The organism is Kitasatospora sp. NPDC059812 (assembly GCF_042732075.1).
Classification (GTDB): Bacteria; Actinomycetota; Actinomycetes; order Streptomycetales; family Streptomycetaceae; genus Kitasatospora.
On the sequence record NZ_JBHWIO010000011.1, the window covers coordinates 1 to 21,065 of the forward strand.

Below are 21,065 nucleotides of genomic sequence, written 5' to 3' on the forward strand. Positions count from 1 at the left end.
CCCCTCCAGCCCCCCCGCCTCGGCGCCCCTCAGCGGCGCCCCCCCCCCCCCGGCGGCTTCCCACCCGACCTTCTTTCGTTGGTTGTGGGGCGGCGGCCGCGGCGGGTCGCCCGGCGGGCTGCCCGGTGAGCTACTCGGCGGTCTAGTCGGTGGGCTCCAGGCCGGCCCGGATCAGCCCGTAGGTGTAGGCGTCCTCCAACGCCAGCCAGGAGGCGGCCACCACGTTGTCGGCCACCCCGACGGTCGACCAGGTGGACGTGCCGTCGGTGGACTCGATCAGCACCCGGGTCTTGGAGCCGGTGCCGTGCTGGCCCTCCAGGATGCGGACCTTGTAGTCCACCAGCTCGAACCGGGCCAGCGGCGGGTAGATCCCCTCCAGCGCGGTGCGCAGCGCCTGGTCCAGCGCGTTCACCGGGCCGTTGCCCTCGCCGGTGGCGATCCGGCGCTCCCCCTTCGCCCACAGCTTCACCGTCGCCTCGTTGCCGGTGAACCCGTTCGGGCCCTGCTCGCTGATGGTCCGCCAGGACTCCAGGGTGTAGAAGCGCTCCCGGCCGCCGCGCACCTCGTCGCGCAGCAGCAGCTCGAAGGAGGCGTCGGCGGACTCGTAGGTGTAGCCGAGGTTCTCCTGCTCCTTCACCTTGGCCACCACCCGGCCGGCCAGGTCCCGGTCGCTGGACAGGTCGTAGCCGAGCTCCTTGCCCTTGAGCTCGACCGAGGCGCGGCCCGCCATGTCGGAGACCAGCATCCGCATGGTGTTGCCGACCCGCTCCGGGTCGATGTGCTGGTACAGGTCAGGGTCGACCTTGATCGCGGAGGCGTGCAGGCCCGCCTTGTGCGCGAAGGCCGAGTAGCCGACGTACGGCTGGTGGGTGGAGGGGGTCAGGTTGACCACCTCGGCGATCGCGTGCGACAGCCTGGTCATCTCGGCGAGCCGCCCCTCGGGGAGCACCCGCCGGTCGTACTTGATCTCCAGTGCGCCGACCACCGGGAACAGGTTGGCGTTGCCGACCCGCTCGCCGTAGCCGTTGGCGGTGCACTGGACGTGGGTGGCGCCGGCGTCCACCGCGGCCAGCGTGTTGGCCACCGCGCAGCCGGTGTCGTCCTGGGCGTGGATGCCCAGCCGGGCACCGGTGACGGCGAGGACGTCGGCGACGGTCTCCCGCACGCCGGCCGGCAGCATCCCGCCGTTGGTGTCGCACAGCACCACCACGTCCGCGCCCGCCTGGTGCGCGGTGCGGACCACGGCCAGCGCGTACTCGCGGTTCGCCCGGTAGCCGTCGAAGAAGTGCTCGCAGTCGATGAACACCCGCCGACCCTGCGCGCGCAGGAACTCGACGCTGTCCCGGACCATCTCCAGGTTCTCGTCGAGGGTGGTGCGCAGCGCCAGCTCCACGTGCCGGTCGTGCGCCTTGGCGACGAGGGTGACGACCGGGGCGCCCGAGGCGACCAGCGCGGCCAGCTGCGGGTCCTCCGCGGCCTTGCCGCCGGCCCGGCGGGTGGCGCCGAAGGCGACCAGCCGGGCGTGCCGGAGGTCCAGTTCGGCGGCGGCCCGGGCGAAGAACTCGGTGTCGCGCGGGTTGGCCCCCGGCCAGCCGCCCTCGATGAAGCCCACCCCGAACTCGTCCAGGTACCGCGCGATGGCCAGCTTGTCCGCCACCGTCAGGTTGATGCCCTCCCGCTGCGCACCGTCGCGCAGGGTGGTGTCGAACACGTGGAAACTGTCGTCGGTACGGCTGACCTCGGTCATGACCCCTGGTTCTCCGTTCGGGGAGGTTCGTACTGCTCTGCCGGATTGCGAGTCCCGGCTCCACTGTCCAGCATCCCGCGCGCGGCTCCGGTGTCCCCGAGCCCCTTGTGGGGGCTCTCGGCCGGTCCGGAGGCTGTGTTCATCGGGGCGGTGCCCGAAAAACGAAAAAACCCCTCGCGGGTGCGAGAGGTCTGCGCGCGGGTCTGGACGCTGGTGGTCGCTCCGCATCGGGTCCTGCGGGAGCGGTCACTGCGGACCGGCGCGCCTGCTGCTAATCATCAGCGACAGCGAGGACACGCTCGCAGTCTGGCACACGTCCCGGCATCCGGCCCGCCCGTCTCGCGATGCGGAACAGGGCAGGCCGGAGCGGGTGCCGCCTCAGACGATCTTGTGCAGCCAGCCGTGGGTGTCGGGGGTCTGGCCGCCCTGGATGGCCAGCAGGACCCGGCGCAGCTCCATGGTGGTCGGGCCGGGCTCGCCGGCGCCGACCGTCCAGTCGGCGGCGGCCGACTTGACCGAGCCGACCGGGGTGATGACGGCGGCGGTGCCGCAGGCGAACACCTCGGTGAGGGTGCCGTCCGCGTTGGCCTGCTGCCACTCGTCGGTGGAGATCTTCCGCTCCTCGACGGCGTAGCCGAGGTCGGCGGCGAGCTGGAGGAGCGAGTCGCGGGTGATGCCGGGCAGCAGGGCGCCGGACAGCTCGGGGGTGACGATCTTCGCGTCCTTGCCCTCGCCGAAGACGAAGTACAGGTTCATGCCGCCCATCTCCTCGATCCACCGGTGCTCGGCGGCGTCGAGCCAGACGACCTGGTCGCAGCCCTTCTCGGCGGCCTGGGCCTGGGCGATCAGCGAAGCGGCGTAGTTGCCGGCGCACTTGGCGGCACCGGTGCCGCCGGGAGCGGCCCGGACGTACTCCTTGGACAGCCACACCGAGACCGGCTTGACGCCGCCCGGGAAGTAGGCGCCGGCCGGCGAGGCGATGATCATGAACAGGTAGGAGTTGGCCGGGCGGACACCCAGACCGACCTCGGTGGCGAACATGAACGGACGCAGGTACAGGCTCTGCTCGGGCTCGTTCGGCACCCACCCCTGGTCCTGCTGGACCAGCAGCTCGACGGCCTCGACGAAGGTCTCCACCGGCAGCTCCGGCATCGCCAGCCGGCGGGCCGAGGCCTGGAAGCGGGCCGCGTTGGCCTCCGGACGGAAGGTCGCGATGGATCCGTCGGCCTGGCGGTAGGCCTTGAGGCCCTCGAAGATCGACTGGCCGTAGTGCAGGGTCATGTTCGCCGGGTCGACCTCCAGCGGCGCGTACGGCGCCAGCTGCGCGTCGTGCCAGCCCACGCCCTCGGTCCAACGGATGGTGACCATGTGGTCGGTGAAGACCCGGCCGAAGCCGGGGTTGATCAGCCGGGCCTCGCGCTCCGCGGTGGGCAGCGGGTGGGCGGAAGGCTTGAGGTCGAACGTGATGGGCGCCTGGGTGGGCGTGCTCATGGCTGTTTCCTTCACCGTGGGGTAGGTCCGGGCCGCCACCGCCGGGTGCCCGCCGCGGCCAACCAGCACCGGAACGAACGCACAACGGCACGACCCACTGTCGATACTCGCATCCAGAGGGCCGTGCCGAACAGCTGCCCGCTCCTTGGGGAGCTGCAAGCTGCGGTTATGTGGTGCGGCCCGCCGGGCCGCGACCGTTGTCGGCCCCGGCCCGTGGGCCGGAGTCCGTCAAGCGGATCCGGCCCGTCAGCCGGCTACTCGGGTGACCAGCGCGTCGCCGACCGCGGAGGTGCTGCGGGTGCCGGTGCGCTCGGCCAGGTCCGCCGCGACGGCGGCCTCCACCCGGGCGGCCTCGGCGGCGAAGCCCAGGTGCTCCAGCAGCATGGCGACCGACAGCACGGTGGCCGTCGGGTCGGCCTTGCCCTGGCCCGCGATGTCCGGCGCCGAACCGTGCACCGGCTCGAACATCGACGGGAACTCGCCGCCCGGGTTGATGTTGCCGCTCGCGGCCAGGCCGATCCCGCCGGTGACGGCGGCGGCCAGGTCGGTCAGGATGTCGCCGAACAGGTTGTCGGTGACGATGACGTCGAAGCGCTCCGGCTGGGTGACGAAGAAGATCGTCGCCGCGTCGACGTGCAGGTAGTCGGTGGTCACCTCCGGGAACTCCCGGCCGACCTCCGCGAAGATCCGCGACCACAGGTGCCCGGCGTGCACCAGCACGTTGTTCTTGTGCACCAGCGTCAGCTTCTTGCGCGGACGCGCCTGGGCCCGGCGGTAGGCGTCGCGCACCACGCGCTCGATGCCGAACGCGGTGTTCAGGCTGACCTCGGTGGCCACCTCCTGCGGCGTCCCGGTGCGCAGCGAGCCGCCGTTGCCGACGTACGGGCCCTCGGTGCCCTCGCGGACCACCACGAAGTCGATGGTCGGCTCACCGGCCAGCGGGGACTTCACCCCGGGGAACAGGCGGCCCGGACGCAGGTTGATGTGGTGGTCGAAGGCGAACCGCAGCTTCAGCAGCAGCCCCCGCTCCAGCACGCCCGACGGCACGCTCGGGTCGCCGATGGCGCCCAGCAGGATCGCGTCGTGCGACTTCAGCTCGGCCAGCACGCTGTCCGGCAGGGTCTCCCCGGTCCGGTGGTAGCGCCGGGCGCCGAGGTCGTACTCGGTGGTCTCCAGCTTCACCTCGGCGGGAAGCACGGCACCCAGGACCTTGAGACCTTCGGCCACCACTTCCTGGCCGATGCCGTCACCCGGGACAACTGCGAGACGAATCGTGCGAGACATGCTCGGACCCTACTCCGGTGTCCCAGGGGCTGACACCCGGCGTCCACCATCCGGACGGGTCAGGGTGACCGTCAACGGAAACGGCCGCTGAACCGTCAGGCTGCCAGGGAAAGTCCCGCTCTGAACGTAATCGCCGGCAGCCTCATCCAACTCGTAGGCGTAAACCACCGGTTCACGCTGCTCACGCTCGACACGCCAGAAGTAGCGGATCCCGGCAGCGGCGTACTTGCGCGGCTTGACGTCGCGGTCCCGCTCCGCCGATGCCTCCTCGACCACTTCCACGGCCAACAGAACATCCCGGGCCAGCCAGGACGTCTGATCGGGCCCGGTGTCCGCTCGGGCATCGACGACCATGACATCGGGCTCCGGCCGGTTACGGGTGTCGAGCTTCAACCCCATCCGGCAGCAGACCTCCCAACCGTCCGGCACCTGGTCGGCCAGTTGCTGATCCAGCCTGCTGGTGGTCCGGGCATGGAACGTTGTCTGACGGGCGGAGAAGACCAGGCCACCGAAGAGCAACTCGGTGTGGGGCGGGAGATCCCGTAGCCGATCCAGGTCGTCCGCGGTGTAGCCGGTAGCCGGAGGGCGCAGCCACTCCGGCATCGCAAGGTCGAGTTCCCTTTCCACGGGGGCACCGTCGCAGGCCGATCCGCCGGGCTGCCACCTCATCACCCCTTCGAGGGAGCGCGGGGGGCCTGATCCGCGCGGGGGGCGCGCTTAGGGTGGCGGGGTCCGGCAATCCCTCGCGGAAACGGGGTCGAGCAGCAGATGGGCGTGCGGCGGCGGGAGGTGCTGGTCTGCGGGAGTGCGGCCGGGCTGGCGGCGGGCGGGTACGCGCTCGCGGTGGGGCTGCGCGGGGTGTGGCCGACGGGGGCGGGCGAGGCCGCCCTGCCGTACCACGCCCACCTGTGGGACCTGCTGCACGGGCGGGCCGCCGGGGACCTCCTGTTCAACTGGAACAGCGGCTACGGCGTCCCGTTCCTCGCCGACTTCTTCGCCTACCTGATGAACCCGTTCTCCTGGCCGACCGCCCTCCTCCCCCGCGACCAGGGCCGGCTCGCGCTCCTCCTGGTCACTCTCGCCACCATCGGCCTCGGCACCGCCCTGATGGCCCACCTGCTCGGCCGGCTGCACCCCGGCCCGCACTGGCTGCGGGCGCTCGCCGCCGTCGGGTACGGGCTCTGCGCCTGGGTGCTCGACGTCGGCGGGGCGGCGCCGATGTGGCTCTGGGGCCTGGTCTCGCTGCCGCTGCTCGGCCTGGCCGCCGACTGGTGCCTGCGCGAGCGGCGCTGGGTGGCCGGCTCGCTGTGCGTCACCCTCGCCTGGGCCGGCAACCTGTACACCGCCGCGCTGGCCACCCTGATGGCCGGGCTGCTGCTGGCCGTCCGCCTGTTCGCCACCCCGCGGCCGGTGCGCCACCGGGTCCGGGTCACCGGGCGGGCCTTCACCATGGCCACCACCGGTGTCCTGCTCGCCTCGCCCGTGCTGTTCGTCGCCGTCCGGGCCGCGCACGGCGCCCAGCCGGAGTCCCCGGTGCAGCCGCTCGGCCCGTCCGGGCTCGGCGGGCACCTCGCGCAGTTGCTGCCCGCCACCCACGGCGGGCGGCCGCTGCCGGACGTCGCGATCGGCCTGCTGGGGCTGCTGCTGGTGTGCGGGCTGCCGTTCAACCGGCGGGTGCGGGTACGGGAGCGGGCGGTCTGGTGCGGGGCGCTGGTGCTGGTGGTGCTCAGCTTCGTCTGGACCCCGACCGTGCTGGTCTGGCACGGTCTGGCGATCCCGGCCGGCGGGCCGTACCGGGTCGCGTTCGTGCTCAGCGGCCTGCTGGTGCTGGCGGGCTGGGTGTCGCTGGCGCACCGGCCGGACCGGCTGACCCTGCTGGGCGGCGCCGCCGTGGTCGCGGTGATCGCCGCGCTGGCGGCGGGCCGGCACTCGGTCCGCGCCTCCACCTGGACGCTGCTGGCCGTCGGCGGGGTCGTCCTGCTCGCCGCGCTCTGGACCCTCGACCGCCGGCACACCGACCGCCGGGCCACCGCCCTGGCGACCTGGGTGCTGGCCGGCGTGGTGCTCGGCAACGCCGTCTGGTCCGGGTACGCGGCGCTCGCCGCCGCCCCGGCCGACCCCGCCTCCCCCGCCGCCGTCCGGGCCGGGTACGCGGCGGTGCGCGACGGCGCCGACTGGCCCCGGGGCCGCAGCGACCCCGGCCCGCACGCCTTCACCACCAACGATCCGCTGCTGCTCGACGGCCAGGGCGGCGGCTACTTCAGCGGCTACCTGCCGACCGTCGCCGCCCTGCTGCTGCACGACCTCGGCGCGGGCTGGACGGCGGGCGGGCGGCAGACCGCCAGCGTCACCGACCCGGTCGGGCAGGCCCTGTTCGCCGTCCGCGCCCACCTCGACGACGGGCCGCCCCCGGCCGGCTTCACCCCCGGACGGGCCGCCGCACCGCCGCTGGTCACCGTGCTGCCGCCCGGCGCCCGGCCGGACACCTCCTCGGTCTGGTCCCGGCAGGAGTCACTGCTCGGCAGCCGGGTGTACGAGGCCCCGCTGCCCGTCCCGGCCGGCGGCCCGGCGCCCACCCTGCACGGCACCAGCGGCTGGTCGCTGCCCGGCGGCGCCGAGGGCACCGTCCTCACCGCGGCCTGCACCCCCGGCGGCACGGCCTACTTCCACGGCGTCTGGTACCGGGGCACGGTCAGCGGCCTCGGCACCACCTACCGCAGCGACGGCGAACAGCCCACCACCGCCGTCGCGATCCACCGGCTGGGGCCGGTCCCCGCGGACGGGACGGTCCGGGTGACCCTGCGCTCCGACACGGTCGGCCAGGTCCCGGCCCGTCCGATCGGCTGCCTGCGGCCCGGCGCCCTGGACGCCGCCGTCGCCCGTCTCACCGCCACCGGCGCGACCGGCGTGACGGCCCGCGGGCACACCCTCGCCGCGACCCTCCCGGCCGGCTCCACCGGCACCGCGCTGCTGTCCGTCCCGGCCGCCGAGGGCTGGACCTGCGCGGCGGGCGGCGGCCGGTACGTCCCGCCGACGCCCGTCCTGGGCATGATCGGCGTACCGCTCGGCGCCGGCGCCGACCGCATCGCCTGCTCCTTCCGCCCGCCCGGTCTCACCGAGGGCCTCACCGTCAGCTCCGCCACCGCCGCCGCCCTCGCCCTGGTCGCCGTCTTCACCCGCTTCTCCCGCCGCCCGACCCGCGCCCCCCGCCGCACCCGCCGGCTCGCCGCCCAGGCCGCCGACCGAGGCTGAGGCGGCCGGGCCTGACGCAACCGGGCCTGAGGCGGCCGGGCCGGGCACGGCCGACCGCCGGTGGCACCGCAAGTGGGCCCGCGCCACCGAGGCGCGGCACAACGCGCGAGGGGCGGCCCGCCAGGTCGGCGGGCCGCCCCTCGGACGGGTGCGGTCAGGGGAGGCTGATCACCTGGCTCCGGTGGGCGGCGGGGTTGAGGTGGTGGAGCAGGAGCAGGCGGGAGGTGTCGCCGGGGGTGCGGCGGATGTCGAGGACGGTGCCTGGCCGGACCGGGGTAACGAGGGCCGCGGGGCCGCCGAGGCCGGCGCGGATGTCGACGGCGGGGTGCAGGACGTCGAGGGCCAGGACGGGGCGGGTGCCGCGCAGGCCGATGGCGGAGTAGGACTCGGCCGGGTCGGGTGTGCCGGGGGCGACGGTGCTGGTCCAGACGCCGTAGTGGATGGTGCTGTGGCCTTCCCGGACGCCCGGGAGGGCGCTCAGCCGGACGGGGAGGACGACGGCGTCGCCGTCCAGCAGGGCGGTGTCGGTGTCGCCCCAGTGCCCGTTGAGCGGCTGGACGTCGAGTTCGGCGCCGGTTCGGGCGTCCAGGGCGCGGGAGACGAGGACGTCGCTGTTGCGCAGCCGGTCGGCTTCGAGGATGACGTCGGTGGTGCCGTCGCCGTCGGTGTCCAGGGAGACCCGGACGCCGTAGAGCCCGACCGGGGTGGCGGCCGGGGCCCAGAGCTGGGCGCCCACGTAGAGCAGGTCGGAGCTGGTGGCGGCCCCGACGACCCGCAGGTTGGCGGCCCGGTCGCCGGGGTGCTGGACGCAGACGTCCTGCGGGGGGTCGGCCGGCTCGGCGTCGTCGTCGGGCCGGATGCCGGCCCCGGGCCCGACGGCGGCTTCGCTGTCGGGCGGGCAGTCGGCCCAGCGGGTGCCTTCGCCGCCGAGGGTGAGGGCGGTGACGAGTCCGGGCCGGTTGCCGGGGGCGGCGCTGCCGCCGAGCATCAGCACGGTGCCGTCCCGGGTGGTGCGGGCGGCGGCGGTGGCGGTGAGGTCGGTGGCCGGGCGCGGGGCGGCGAGGACGGGGACGCGCAGTTGGGGCAGGGCCGGGTCGGTGACGGGGGTGAGCAGGACGCGGCCGGAGAGTTCGGCGCGGTAGCTGCGGGCCTTGCCGTTCTGCAGGGTGTCGATGGTGGGGTCGGGGGCCCGGCCCAGTTCCCCGGGGACGGCGAGGGTGACGTGCACCCGCGCGGTGCCGCCGGCCGGGACGTCGACCTGGTCCGGCGTCACCTCGAAGGTGGCGCCGGGCAGTTCGGTGGCGGCCGCGTAGCCGGTGCGGTAGCTCAACGGCCGGTCCGCGTGGTTGCGCACCTCGATGTCGCGGCCGAGGGCGGTCGGCCCGGCGATCTCGACCGGCCCGTAGGAGACGCCGACGCTGCCTTCGGCCGCTCCGTCGCCGGCCGCGTAGGCGACGACGGGGGTGTGGACGGCCCGGTCGACCTGGGCGCGGCCGCCGCCGGTGCGCTCGGGGCCGTAGACCGGTCCGCCGTGGTCGTCGCCGAGCCAGGTGTCGACGGCGGTGTTCATGAGCGCGGCCTTGAGCTGTTCGACCGGCCAGTCGGGGTGGGCGGCGCGGACGAGGGCGGCGAGGCCGGTGATGTGCGGGGTGGCCATCGAGGTGCCGTCCTCGCGCTGGCCGCCGCTGCCGCTGCCGACGAGGGCGGACCAGATGGTCTCGCCGGGGGCGGCGAGGTCGGGTTTGACGATGCCGGGGACGCCGATGCCGCGGGAGGAGAAGTCGGTGAGGGTGTCGGTGCGGGCGGGCTGGTTCTGGGAGACGGAGCCGTGCAGCGGGTTGCCGGGGGCGGCGAGGCGGATCTCGACCGGCCCGGCCGCGGCGGCCTGCCGGAGCCGTTCGCCGTCGGCGTGGGCGAGCAGGGCGGCCGGGATGCGGTCGTTGCCGGAGATCTCGGCGAGGTGGTCGGTGTCGGCGGCGTAGAGGGCGCCGATCGCACCGGCGTCGGCGGCGTGGTCGGCGCGGGGGCCGGAGTTGCAGGCCCGTTCGGTGTCGCGGGTGCGCCAGGTGAGGACGGCGATCTTTCCGGCGAGCCGCTGCCGGTCGGCTTCGCTGTAGGCGGCGCAGCCGTCGGACTGGTCGGCGGGCAGGGCGAGTTGGCCGCTGACGTCGGCGCTGGACCAGCCCTGGTAGCGCTCGCTCCAGTGGGCCGGGACGATGCCGGCCAGGCTGGCGGGGGCGAGCACGGTGAGGCCGTCGGTGTCGCTGTGCGGGTCGACGGAGGCGGCGACGGCGATGGCCCGGGCGGCGGTGCCGGGGCTGCCGCCGATGCCGTAGACGTCGCCGTCGTTGCCGGCGGCGGCGACCACGACGGTGCCGAGGGCGGCGAGCCGGTCGACGGCGAGGGCGTCGGTGTCGTCGGGGTTGCCGAAGCGGCTGCCGAGGGAGAGGTTGACGACGTCGAGGCGGTCGCCGAGGTCTCCGTCGCCGTTGGGGTCGGCGGCGAGGTCGAGGGCCTGGGCGAGCCGGTCGGTGGAGCCGTCGCAGCCGAAGACCCGGATCGCGTACAGCTGGGCGCCGGGGGCGGCGCCGGGGCCGACCTTGAACCCGGCGGGGTCGAGTCCGGGCCGGTAGGGGCCGGTGTACGGGTGGCCGTCGGCGGTGACGCCGTAGCCGGCGGCGGTGCCGGCGACGTGGGTGCCGTGCCCGTTGCGGTCGCAGTCGATCGGGTTGTCGCTGGGGTGCGGGACGGGCTGGTGGTGGGGGGAGGACGGGTCGGGGTTGTAGTCGTCGCCGACCAGGTCCTTGCCGCCGATCACCTTGGCGTTGGGGAACAGCTCGGGCGGGGCCGGCTTGCCGCGTTCGACGGAGCGGAAGGCGGCCTCGGTGCCGGGGCCGCCGAAGTCGGCGTGGGTGTAGTCGATGCCGCTGTCGATGATGCCGATCCGCACCCCCTGGCCGGTGTTGCCGTCGCCGGTCGCGCCGGCCCAGACCTGCGGGGCGCCGATCAGCGGGACGGAGTAGGCGTTGTCCCGCTGTTTGCGGACGATCGGGTGGACGGCCCGGACGCCGGGCAGCGCGCGCAGGGCGGGCAGCCGGTCGGCGGGCGCGTTGACGGCGAGGCCGGTGAGCAGGGTGCGGGTGCGGTAGAGCTCGCCGGCGGTGGGCGCCGCCCGGTGGACGGCCGCGGCGAGCCGGTCGAGGGCTTCGCCGGCCTTGGCGCGCTGGGCGGCGCCGGCGTCGGCGGCCTCCCGGCGGGCGGCCTCCGGGGAGCGCTGGGCCCGCCGGGCCCCGTCGGCGGCGCGCCGCCAGGCGGGGCCGGCCGGCTCGGTGCCGAGTTCGAGCAGGACGGTGGCCGTTCGGCCGGCCCTCGACGGCTCCGTCGGGGGCCCGCCGGAGGCCGGGGTGGCGGCGAGCGCCGCGCTCCCGGCCAGCACGGCCAGGGTGAGGCCGATCCGGGTGATGGGTCGGCGGACGGATGGCAGGCGCACTGGGCCCTCTCCCCCGGCAGGGGGACTGATCCGCACACCGTGTCGCTGACGCCCGCCCGCGCGAACGTCGATCACCCTTCCGGGGGCCCCAAATTAGGATGATCGCGCCGGCGAGCGCGAGCAACTTCCCTCGGACGGACGCCGGTTGCACTCGACCGGGTGACCTGACGGCAGCCCGAGCGGCCTATTCGGCGGATGAACGGCCGGGTCGGAGAAGCCCCCCGAGGAGGGCCGTCCGACGACCCCTGACAGACAGGCCCGCCAGGGGTTCCCGTCAGAGGTGCCCGGTCGAGCCGCCGTTGTCGCGGCGGTCCAGCGCCCGCTGCAGCGCGGCGGCGGCGAAGGGGTTCCGCTCGGCGGCCCGGCGCCGGCGCGGGGCGCGGACGGGGGTGGCGGCGGGGGTGGCAGTGGCGTGGCGGTCGGCGGTGAGGGGCATACCGGGCTCCTTGGAAGCGGCGCCCCGAAGAGGGCGCGGGAGGGGAGGGGTACGCGCGGGGGCAGGGATCGCCTGCCCGTGAAGGCGCACGCGGACACGGGCCGAACGCCCTGTCTACAGGGTCGGCACGCCGTATCGCCCTTCCACGGTACGACCGGGCCCGGGCCGTGTCTGCACGAATACTTGGATTTCCTAGTATCTGAGACGGGCGCCGCCCGGGGGGCGTCGAGCTCAGGCGCCCAGGTCGACCGAGCGGGCGAAGCGGGCGCCGATCTCGGCGGCGATCGCCGACAGCACGTCCTGCGGGATCTGGCTGTCCACGGTGATGGAGGCGAGCGCGCCGCCGCCGTCGCGGGCGACCTGCATGCCGGCGATGTTGATGCCGGCGTCGCCGAGGTGGCGGCCGAGCACGCCGACCACGCCGGGGCGGTCCTCGTACTTGAAGAAGGCCATGTGGTCGGTGAGCGCGACGTCCACGTCGAAGGCGTCCACGCCGACGATCTTCTGGGTCTGCTTCGGGCCGGCCAGGGTGCCGGAGATGGCGATCTCCTCGCCGTTCGCGAGCGTGCCGCGGACGGTGATCACGTTGCGGTGCTCGGCGCTCTCGCTGGAGGTGGTCAGGCGGACCTCGACGCCGCGCTCCTGGGCGAACAGCGGGGCGTTGACGTAGGACACCGTCTCCGCCACCACGTCCTCGAACACGCCCTTCAGCGCGGACAGTTCGAGCACCTTCACGTCGTGCTGGGTGATCTCGCCGCGGACCTCGACGTCGAGCCGGACGGCGACCTCGCCGGCCAGCGCGGTGAAGATCCGGCCGAGCTTCTCGGCCAGCGGCAGGCCCGGGCGCACGTCCTCGGCGATCACGCCGCCCTGGACGTTGACGGCGTCCGGCACCAGCTCGCCGGCCAGCGCCAGGCGCACCGACTTGGCGACGGCGATGCCGGCCTTCTCCTGCGCCTCGTCGGTGGAGGCGCCCAGGTGCGGGGTGGCGACCACGTTGTCGAAGCCGAACAGCGGGGAGTCGGTGCACGGCTCCTTGGTGTACACGTCCAGGCCGGCGCCGGCCACCCGGCCGTCGCGCAGGGCGTTGGCGAGCGCCTCCTCGTCCACGATGCCGCCGCGGGCGGCGTTGACGATGCGCACGGTCGGCTTGACCTTGTGCAGCGCCTCGTCGCCGATCAGGCCGATGGTCTCGGGGGTCTTGGGGAGGTGGACGGTGATGAAGTCCGAGACCTCCAGCAGCTCCTCCAGGGTGACCAGCTTGACGCCCATCTGGGCGGCGCGGGCGGCCTGGATGTAGGGGTCGTACGCGACGATCTTCATGCCGAACGCGGACATCCGCTGGGCGACCAGGACGCCGATCCGGCCGAGGCCGACGACGCCGAGGGTCTTCTCGCTCAGCTCGACGCCGGTGTACTTGTTGCGCTTCCACTCGCCCTGCTTGAGCGCGGCGTTGGCCGGCGCGATGTTGCGGGCGACGGAGATCAGCAGGCCGCAGGCGAGTTCGGCGGCGGTGACGATGTTGGAGGTCGGCGCGTTCACGACCATCACGCCGGCCTTGGTGGCGGCGGCGACGTCCACGTTGTCCAGGCCGACCCCGGCCCGGGCGACCACCTTGAGCTTGCGGGCGACGGCCAGCGCCTCCGCGTCGACCTTGGTGGCGGAGCGGATCAGGATCGCGTCGACGTCGGCGATCGCGCCGAGCAGCTCGGTGCGGTCGGCGCCGTTGCAGTGGCGGATCTCGAAGTCGGGGCCGAGGGCGTCGACGGTGGCGGGCGACAGCTCTTCGGCGATCAGGACGACGGCGGTTTTGGATGTCACAGTGCTCACGACAGTGTGTCCTTAACTCTGCGGTTCTCCCCGGCACGTGGGTGGCGTGGACGGCGGGGGGAAGGTGGCATGCCGCGTAGGTAGACGCACGACGCTGTGGGCCTGACGCGCACTCGGAGTGTATCGACGGGCTGGGTACCAGGCTGCTCCCGTCCGGCGAAATCACCCGGACGAGAGCAGCCTACTTGTACAAGGAAGTTACAAAATCGGGCAGAGCCCGAGGCCGGTTCAGGCCTTGTCGTCGACCCAGCTCATCAGCGAGCGCAGCTTCTTGCCGGTGGTCTCCAGCAGGTGGTCCTCGTCGGCCTTCTTGTACTCGTTGTACTTGGGCAGACCGGCCTTGTACTCGGCGATCCAGGTGTTGGCGAAGGTGCCGTCCTGGATCTCGGCGAGGACCTTGCGCATCTCGGCCTTGGTGGCGTCGGTGATGATCCGCGGGCCGGTGACGTAGTCGCCCCACTCGGCGGTCTCGGAGACCGACCAGCGCATCTTCTCCAGGCCGCCCTCGTACATCAGGTCGACGATGAGCTTCAGCTCGTGCAGGCACTCGAAGTAGGCGATCTCCGGCTGGTAGCCGGCCTCGACCAGGGTCTCGAAACCGGCCTTCACCAGGGCGGCTGTGCCACCGCAGAGGACGGCCTGCTCACCGAACAGGTCGGTCTCGGTCTCCTCGGTGAAGGTGGTCTTGATGACGCCGGCCTTGGTGGCGCCCAGGCCCTTGGCGTAGGACAGCGCCAGGTCGAAGGCCTTGCCGGAGGCGTCCTGCTCGACGGCGACGATCGCGGGGACGCCGCGGCCCTCCTCGTACTGGCGGCGGACCAGGTGGCCCGGGCCCTTCGGGGCGACCATGCAGACGTCGACGTCCGCCGGGGGCTTGATGAAGCCGAAGCGGATGTTCAGGCCGTGGCCGAAGAACAGGGCGTCGCCGGCCTTCAGGTGCGGGGCGATGTCGGCCTCGTAGACGTCGGCCTGGATCGGGTCCGGCACCAGGATCATGATGACGTCGGCCTCGGCCGCGGCCTCGGCCGGGGTGACGACGCGCAGGCCGGCCTCCTCCGCCTTGGCACGGGACTTGGACTCCGGCTTCAGGCCGACCCGGACGTCGGCGCCGGAGTCGCGCAGGGACAGCGCGTGGGCGTGGCCCTGGCTGCCGTAGCCGATGACCGCGACCTTGCGGCCCTGGATGATGGACAGGTCGGCGTCGTCTTCGTAGAACAGCTCGGCCACGGGGGCACATCTCCTTGCGTGATGGTTGCCGGGTACGCGTTCTCTACGGTAGGCGTACCGGCGGGGGCGTGGGGCGGTGCTTCAGGGTGTGAGACGGCCTGCGTCTCGGGGGTGCTCAGGCGCTGCGGTCGAGGGCGCGCAACGAGCGGTCCGTGATCGAACGGGCGCCGCGCCCGATGGCGACCAGGCCGGACTGGACCAACTCCTTGATGCCGTAAGGCTCCAGCATCCGGAGCATGGCCTCCAGCTTGTCCGAGCTTCCGGTGGCCTCGATGGTCACCGCGTCCGGGGACACGTCGACCGTCTTGGCACGGAACAGCTGGACGATCTCGACGATCTGCGACCGGGTCTCGTTGTCGGCGCGGACCTTCACCAGGACCAGTTCCCGCTGGATCGCAGCGGACTGGTCGAGTTCGACGATCTTTATCACGTTCACGAGCTTGTTGAGCTGCTTGGTGACCTGTTCCAGCGGGAGGTCCTCGACGTTGACCACGATGGTCATCCGGGACACGTCCGGATGCTCGGTCGGGCCGACGGCGAGGGAGTCGATGTTGAAGCCCCGACGGGAGAACAGGGCGGCGATGCGGGCGAGCACGCCGGGCTTGTTCTCGACCAGGACGGAGAGGGTGTGCTTGGACATGGGGTTCCTCAGGCGCTCTGGAGTTGAAGGGGGGCGTTAGTCGAGGTCGTCGCCGAAGTCGGGGCGGACGCCCTTGGCGAACTGGATCTCGTCGTTGCTGGTGCCGGCCGCGACCATCGGCCAGACCATGGCGTCCTGGTGGACGATGAAGTCGATGACGACCGGGCGGTCGTTGATCTCCATGGCCTGCTTGATGACGGCGTCCAGGTCCTCGGGGCGCTCGCAGCGCAGGCCGACGCAGCCCATCGCCTCGGACAGCAGGACGAAGTCGGGGATCCGGGTGCCCTGGGCCGGCGGCGCGATGCCGTCGTGGTCGGGGCCGGCGTGCAGCACGGTGTTGGAGTAGCGCTGGTTGTAGAACAGCGTCTGCCACTGGCGGACCATGCCGAGCGAGCCGTTGTTGATGACCGCGACCTTGATCGGGATGTCGTTCAGGGCGCAGGTGGCCAGTTCCTGGTTGGTCATCTGGAAGCAGCCGTCGCCGTCGATGGCCCAGACCGCGGTGTCCGGCCGGCCGGCCTTGGCGCCCATCGCGGCGGGGACGGCGTAGCCCATGGTGCCCGCGCCGCCCGAGTTGAGCCAGGTGCCCGGCTTCTCGAAGCGGATGAACTGCGAGCTCCACATCTGGTGCTGGCCGACGCCCGCGGCGTAGATCGCTTCGGGGCCGACCAGTCGGCCGATCCGCTCGATGACCTGCTGCGGGGAGAGGCGGCCGCCCGGGGCGGGCTCGTAGCCCAGCGGGTAGGTCTTCTTCCACTCGTCGAGCTTCTCCCACCACTGCGAGTAGTCGCCCTTGTGTCCGGCGTCGAACTCGGCCTGGACGGCGACGATCAGATCGGCCAGCACCTCGCGGGCGTCGCCGACGATCGGCACGTCGGCGGGGCGGTTCTTGCCGATCTCGGCCGGGTCGATGTCCGCGTGGACGACCTTGGCGTGCGGGGCGAAGCCGTCCAGCTTGCCGGTGACGCGGTCGTCGAAGCGGGCGCCGAGGGTGAACAGCAGGTCGGCCTTCTGCAGCGCGGTGACGGCCGGGACGGAGCCGTGCATGCCGGGCATGCCCAGGTGCTGCGGGTGGCTGTCGGGGAAGGCGCCGAGCGCCATCAGGGTGGTGACCACGGGGGCGCCGGTCAGCTCGGCGAGGATCCGCAGCTCGGTGGTGGCCTGTGCCTTGATCACGCCGCCGCCGACGTACAGCACCGGGCGCTTGGCGCCCACCAGCATCTTCGCGGCCTCGCGGATCTGCTTGGCGTGCGGCTTGGTGACCGGGCGGTAGCCGGGCAGCGAGAGCTCGACCGGCCAGCGGAAGGTGGTGGTGGCCTGGAGCGCGTCCTTGGCGATGTCGACCAGGACGGGGCCGGGGCGGCCGGTGGCGGCGATGTGGAACGCCTCGGCGATCACCCGGGGGATCTCGGCGGGGTCGGTGACCAGGTAGTTGTGCTTGGTGATCGGCATGGTGATGCCGCAGATGTCCGCCTCCTGGAAGGCGTCGGTGCCGATCGCCTTGGAGGAGACCTGGCCGGTGATCGCGACGATCGGCACGGAGTCCATGTAGGCGTCGGCGATCGGGGTCACCAGGTTGGTCGCGCCCGGGCCGGAGGTGGCCATGCAGACCCCGACCCGGCCGGTGGCCTGGGCGTATCCGGTGGCGGCGTGGCCGGCGCCCTGCTCGTGGCGGACCAGGATGTGGCGCACCTTGGCCGAGTCCATCAGCGGGTCGTACGCGGGAAGGATGGCCCCGCCCGGGATGCCGAAGACGGTGTCGGCGCCCACGGCCTCCAGCGAGCGGATGAGCGACTGGGCGCCGGTCATGGTTTCGACGACGTGCTGGGGAGCGGGAGCGTGGGCGGCCGTGGTGTCCCCGCGGCGGGGGGATGCGGCGTGCTCAGTCATCTGCCTGTCTCTTCTCGGAATGTGCCGGCCCGGTGGTTTCGGGCCCCGGTGGTGCGAGGGTGGGGTCCCGGTTTCGGGCCGATCGCCGGCTCTGCCTCAATCGTCCCGCTTCCTCCCCGCGAATCGGGGCGGATCGGGCGGTCGGGGCCAGGGGTCTTGCGGTGGTGGAACAGCGTCAGTGCAACAAAAAACCCCTCGTGCCAAGGGCATGCGAGGGGTGGCGCGTCGGTCTGTCACAAGCGGGGGGTGTGAACCCGCTCAGCCGACGCGCCCGCCAAGTACGAGAATTCGGGTGCGCATGGCAACGACCCTCCTCCTGTCCGGGGGCACGTGTCAAGCAGGTGGGATGACCGTCTCGCCATGCGGACCTGGCCCTGGACCGGTCACCGCGCGGCGTTCGGGCAGGTCGGGGGCACCGTGGTGATGCACGACACGCCCCCCGCCGCCCTCCCCGCGGCCACCCGTCCGGGCCTCCGTGGCCAGGTACGCGCGCCGGGCCGAGACCGAGCCGAGCGGTCTGGGCAGCGGGTAGCCTCGGCGCACCAGCGCCCGGCGCAGCCGGGTCTCGTCCAGCGGCGGCGCGAAGGCCGAACCCTGGCCCTGCCGGCAGCCCAGCTCCTGGAGCGCGGCGACCTGGCGGGGCAGGTCCACCCCCTCGGCGCCGGTGACCAGGCCGAGGTCGTGGCCGAGCCGCAGGGCGTGCCCGGCGAGCGTGCGGCTGAGCGCGGACTCCCCGAGGTCCTGCACCAGCGTGCGGTCCAGCTTGAGGCCGTCCAGGGGCAGCCGGGCCAGCTCGCCGAGCGAACCGCTGCCGGCGCCGTAGCCGGCCAGCACGGTGGTGACCCCGAGCCGGCGCAACGCGGCCAGCCGGCGGCCGAGTTCGTCGGCGAGCGAGTCCGGGCCCATCCGGGCCACCTCGATCACCAGCTCGCCGGCCGGCAGCCGGCTGTCGCGCAGCGCCGCGGCCACCGTCTCGTACAGGCCGGGCGAGCACAGCCGCTCGGTGGAGAGCCGGACGGCGACCGGGACGGGCGCGGGGCCGCTGCGGCTGCGGCCGGACTGGCCGCGCCGGTTGGCCGCGGCCGTCACCGCCTCCTGGACCAGCCAGCGGGAGAACCGGGTGGCCGCGTCGCCGTGGTCGGCCGAGCGCAGGAACTCGGCCGGAGTGAGCAGCAGGCCGCCCGCCGAACGCCAGCGGGCCTGCGCCTCGACGCCGGTCACCGCGCCGCTGCCGAGGTCCACCACGGGCTGGTGGAGCAGGGTGAAGCCGCCCTCCCGGACGGCGGCCCGCAGCCGCTCCTCCAGTTCGGTGCGGCGCTCCAGATCGGCCCGCATCGCGGGGTTGTAGAGCACCACCCGGCCCTTGCCCTCGGACTTGGCCCGGTACATCGCGAGGTCGGCGTTGCGCATCAGCTCGTCGGTGGCCGCCCTCGGGTCGGCGGCCGGGCCGCGTTCGGGGGTGCCGAAGGCGATGCCGATGCTGGCGGCGACACCGAGTTCGGCGCCGCCGATCCAGTACGGCTCGGAGAGCGCGATCCGCAGCCGTTCGGCGAGCTCCTGGACCTGGAGCCGGCCGAGCGGGCCGCAGACCAGCGCGGCGAACTCGTCGCCGCCGAACCGGGCGACGGTGTCCCCGCAGCGGACGGCCCCCTGGAGCCGGCGGGCCGCCTGCACCAGCAGTTCGTCGCCCACCTGGTGGCCGGCCGTGTCGTTGACCGCCTTGAAGCCGTCCAGGTCGAGGAAGAGCACCGCGACACCGGCGCCGCCCTCGCCCTGCTGGCCGCGGGCGCCGAGGGCGGCCCGCAGCCGCTGGGCGAACAGCGCCCGGTTGGGCAGGTCGGTGAGCGGGTCGTGGAAGGCGTTGTGCTGCAACTGGGCCTGGAGTATCACGCGTTCGGTCACGTCCCGGCTGTTGAGGATCAGGCCGTCACGGTGCCGGCTGACCGTCGACTCGACGTGCAGCCACTCGCCGCCGCCGGAGCTGATCCGGCACTCCACCCGGGCGGACGGCTCGGCGGTGCCCGGGGAGCGGTGGGCGGTGAGCCGGACCCTCGCCAGGTAGCGGCGGACCTCGGCGAGCACCCGGTCCACGTCCTCCGGGTGGACCAGGTCCAGCAGGTTTCCGCCGACCAGTTCCTCCGGGTCCCGCCCGTAGACGCCGAGTGCGGCCGGGGAGACGTAGGAGAGCACGCCGTTGGCGCCGGCGATCATGATGACGTCGCTGGAGCCCTGCACCAGGGAGCGGAAGTGCGCCTCCTTGTGGGCGAGTTCCTGGGCGAGCGAGAGGTTGTCGAGCAGCATCACGCCCTGGCGCAGGATGAGCGCCAGGCCGACGGTGCAGGCCGCCGCGGCCACCACCCGGTCCAATTCCCGCCCGCCGAGGGCGTTGTAGAGGATCCCGGCGGTGCACACCGCGGCGGCCGCGTACGGGGTGAGCGCGCTGAACGTGGTGGCCACCCGGCGGCGCGGCAGGCCTCCGGCCGAGGGGTGCTCGCGCAGCGGGCGGCGCCAGCGCGGCGACCACGGCGCCCAGGCCAGCAGCAGGCTGCCGGAGAACCAGCCGGCGTCCAGCAGTTCGCCCGAGCGGTAGCTGCTGCGCAGCTCCGGGGAGGTGAACAGGGCGTCGCACAGGACGGTGACGGCCAGCGCCACCATCGCGGTGTGCACGGCCGCCCGGTTGCCGTCCCGGCCGCCGAAGCGCAGCCCGACGACCAGGCTGACCAGCAGGATGTCCAGCACCGGGTAGGCCAGGTTGAGGGCCAGCCGCAGTGGCGAGCCGACCTCGCCGGCGGCGATCCGGCCGAGCGCCAGGCTCCAGCTGAGGGTGAACAGCGAGCCGGCGATCAGCCAGCCGTCGAGCAGCAGGCAGAGCCAGCCGGCGGCCGAGCGCGGGCGCTGGGCGAGCACCAGGACACCGGTGATGGCGAGCGGGGAGAACAGCAGGAAGGCGTACTCGGCGAGCGAGTCCTGCGGCAGCGGGCTGCGGGCGACCAGTTCGTACCAGCCCCAGGTGCCGTTGCCGCAGGCCACCATGAGCGAGGAGAGGCCGAACAGCAGCCAGGCCGGGCGGGCGCGCCCGCCGGCTGTGCAGCCGTACACCAGGCAGGACAGCGCGGCCGCGAGCGCCGCCGCGGCCAGGCCGAAGTCGCCCATGAAGATGGAGAGTTGGAAGGATCCCCAGCCAGTGGCGGCGCCCAGGGCGTAGGCCAGGCAGAGCGCGCCGAGGACGAGGCCGGGCAGCGTCCGGCTCTCCCGGAGCCGGCTCAGCGGGCCGCGCCGGCCGGGAGCGGGCGGGCCGGCTGCGGCTGCGCCGGGCGCGGACGTGTCGGGCTCGGACGCGTCGGCGGGTGGCACGCCCGGCCGTCCGGCCCCGGGCAGCACCGTATCGGTGGAGCTCACTCGGCCTCTCCCCCTCCGGCCCGGGGCCTGGCGCCCCGGCCACGGGCCACCGGCCGCGCGCCTCTCGGTCGTACGCGGTGGCCTGGCGCCCCGTCAGGACGGAGGCCCAGGGGGTGGGCGGCCTTCCGGTCACCACACCGCACCGATGTTCCCGATCGGGACCCTACACCAAATCCGTCACTCAATGACACATGCACTCAACTTAGAGTAATGGCGAGGGAGTGGGGAAATGCACCCGATTCCGGCGGATCGGCCCGGTTGGCGGCGGCGCGCGACCAGGGGCTCACGCGGCGCGCACGGGAGCACGCGACGGCGCCCGGCCCCGGGCCGCCCGGACCGGAGACGGTCAGGAGGCCCGGCGCCGGGCGCTCGGGTCAGC

At 73.7% G+C, this 21,065-nt stretch carries 12 protein-coding genes; 1 reads left to right on the forward strand and 11 read right to left on the reverse strand.

Annotated features, from left to right (window positions below):
• Positions 1-142 precede the first annotated feature (142 nt).
• The 4 genes from cimA to ACFV6D_RS08270 form a co-directional block, all read right to left on the reverse strand.
• Positions 143-1,747, reverse strand: a complete 1,605-nt coding sequence (cimA, locus tag ACFV6D_RS08255; RefSeq protein ID WP_363378769.1) for a citramalate synthase — start codon at positions 1,745-1,747, stop codon at positions 143-145.
• Positions 1,748-2,125: 378 nt separating this feature from the next.
• Positions 2,126-3,238 (reverse strand): branched-chain amino acid aminotransferase, encoded by a 1,113-nt coding sequence (locus tag ACFV6D_RS08260; protein WP_380346168.1) that lies wholly within the window; start codon positions 3,236-3,238, stop codon positions 2,126-2,128.
• 246 nt (positions 3,239-3,484) lie between these two features.
• The gene (locus ACFV6D_RS08265; protein ID WP_063347723.1) at positions 3,485-4,522 is read right to left on the reverse strand and encodes a 3-isopropylmalate dehydrogenase; all 1,038 of its coding nucleotides are present in this window, start codon (positions 4,520-4,522) and stop codon (positions 3,485-3,487) included.
• A gap of 9 nt (positions 4,523-4,531) precedes the next feature.
• The gene (locus ACFV6D_RS08270) at positions 4,532-5,149 is read right to left on the reverse strand and encodes a Uma2 family endonuclease (RefSeq protein ID WP_380558929.1); all 618 of its coding nucleotides are present in this window, start codon (positions 5,147-5,149) and stop codon (positions 4,532-4,534) included.
• A 141-nt stretch (positions 5,150-5,290) separates the two neighbouring features.
• On the opposite strand from ACFV6D_RS08270, the gene ACFV6D_RS08275 reads away from it, so the two are divergent.
• A complete protein-coding gene (locus tag ACFV6D_RS08275) occupies positions 5,291-7,774 on the forward strand; it encodes a YfhO family protein (RefSeq protein ID WP_380558931.1) in 2,484 nt (827 codons plus the stop codon).
• 154 nt (positions 7,775-7,928) lie between these two features.
• On the opposite strand, the gene ACFV6D_RS08280 is transcribed toward ACFV6D_RS08275, so the two are convergent.
• The 7 genes from ACFV6D_RS08280 to ACFV6D_RS08310 all read right to left on the reverse strand — a co-directional run bounded on the left by ACFV6D_RS08280 (position 7,929) and on the right by ACFV6D_RS08310 (position 20,554).
• Entirely contained in the window at positions 7,929-11,264 is a 3,336-nt protein-coding gene (locus tag ACFV6D_RS08280) for a S8 family serine peptidase (RefSeq protein WP_380558933.1), read from the reverse strand.
• A 274-nt stretch (positions 11,265-11,538) separates the two neighbouring features.
• The gene (locus ACFV6D_RS08285; protein ID WP_363378780.1) at positions 11,539-11,700 is read right to left on the reverse strand and encodes a hypothetical protein; all 162 of its coding nucleotides are present in this window, start codon (positions 11,698-11,700) and stop codon (positions 11,539-11,541) included.
• A gap of 231 nt (positions 11,701-11,931) precedes the next feature.
• Complete coding sequence (gene serA, locus ACFV6D_RS08290) at positions 11,932-13,521, reverse strand: phosphoglycerate dehydrogenase (protein ID WP_063347726.1); 1,590 nt, start codon at positions 13,519-13,521, stop codon at positions 11,932-11,934.
• A 237-nt stretch (positions 13,522-13,758) separates the two neighbouring features.
• Entirely contained in the window at positions 13,759-14,757 is a 999-nt protein-coding gene (gene ilvC / locus ACFV6D_RS08295; protein WP_063347727.1) for a ketol-acid reductoisomerase, read from the reverse strand.
• A gap of 115 nt (positions 14,758-14,872) precedes the next feature.
• Entirely contained in the window at positions 14,873-15,397 is a 525-nt protein-coding gene (gene ilvN / locus ACFV6D_RS08300) for an acetolactate synthase small subunit (protein ID WP_030302941.1), read from the reverse strand.
• Between the two features lie 36 nt (positions 15,398-15,433).
• Positions 15,434-17,287, reverse strand: coding sequence for an acetolactate synthase large subunit (locus ACFV6D_RS08305; RefSeq protein ID WP_380558935.1), 1,854 nt, complete (start codon positions 17,285-17,287; stop codon positions 15,434-15,436).
• Between the two features lie 333 nt (positions 17,288-17,620).
• Positions 17,621-20,554 (reverse strand): putative bifunctional diguanylate cyclase/phosphodiesterase, encoded by a 2,934-nt coding sequence (locus ACFV6D_RS08310; RefSeq protein ID WP_380558964.1) that lies wholly within the window; start codon positions 20,552-20,554, stop codon positions 17,621-17,623.
• Positions 20,555-21,065: the final 511 nt, after the last annotated feature.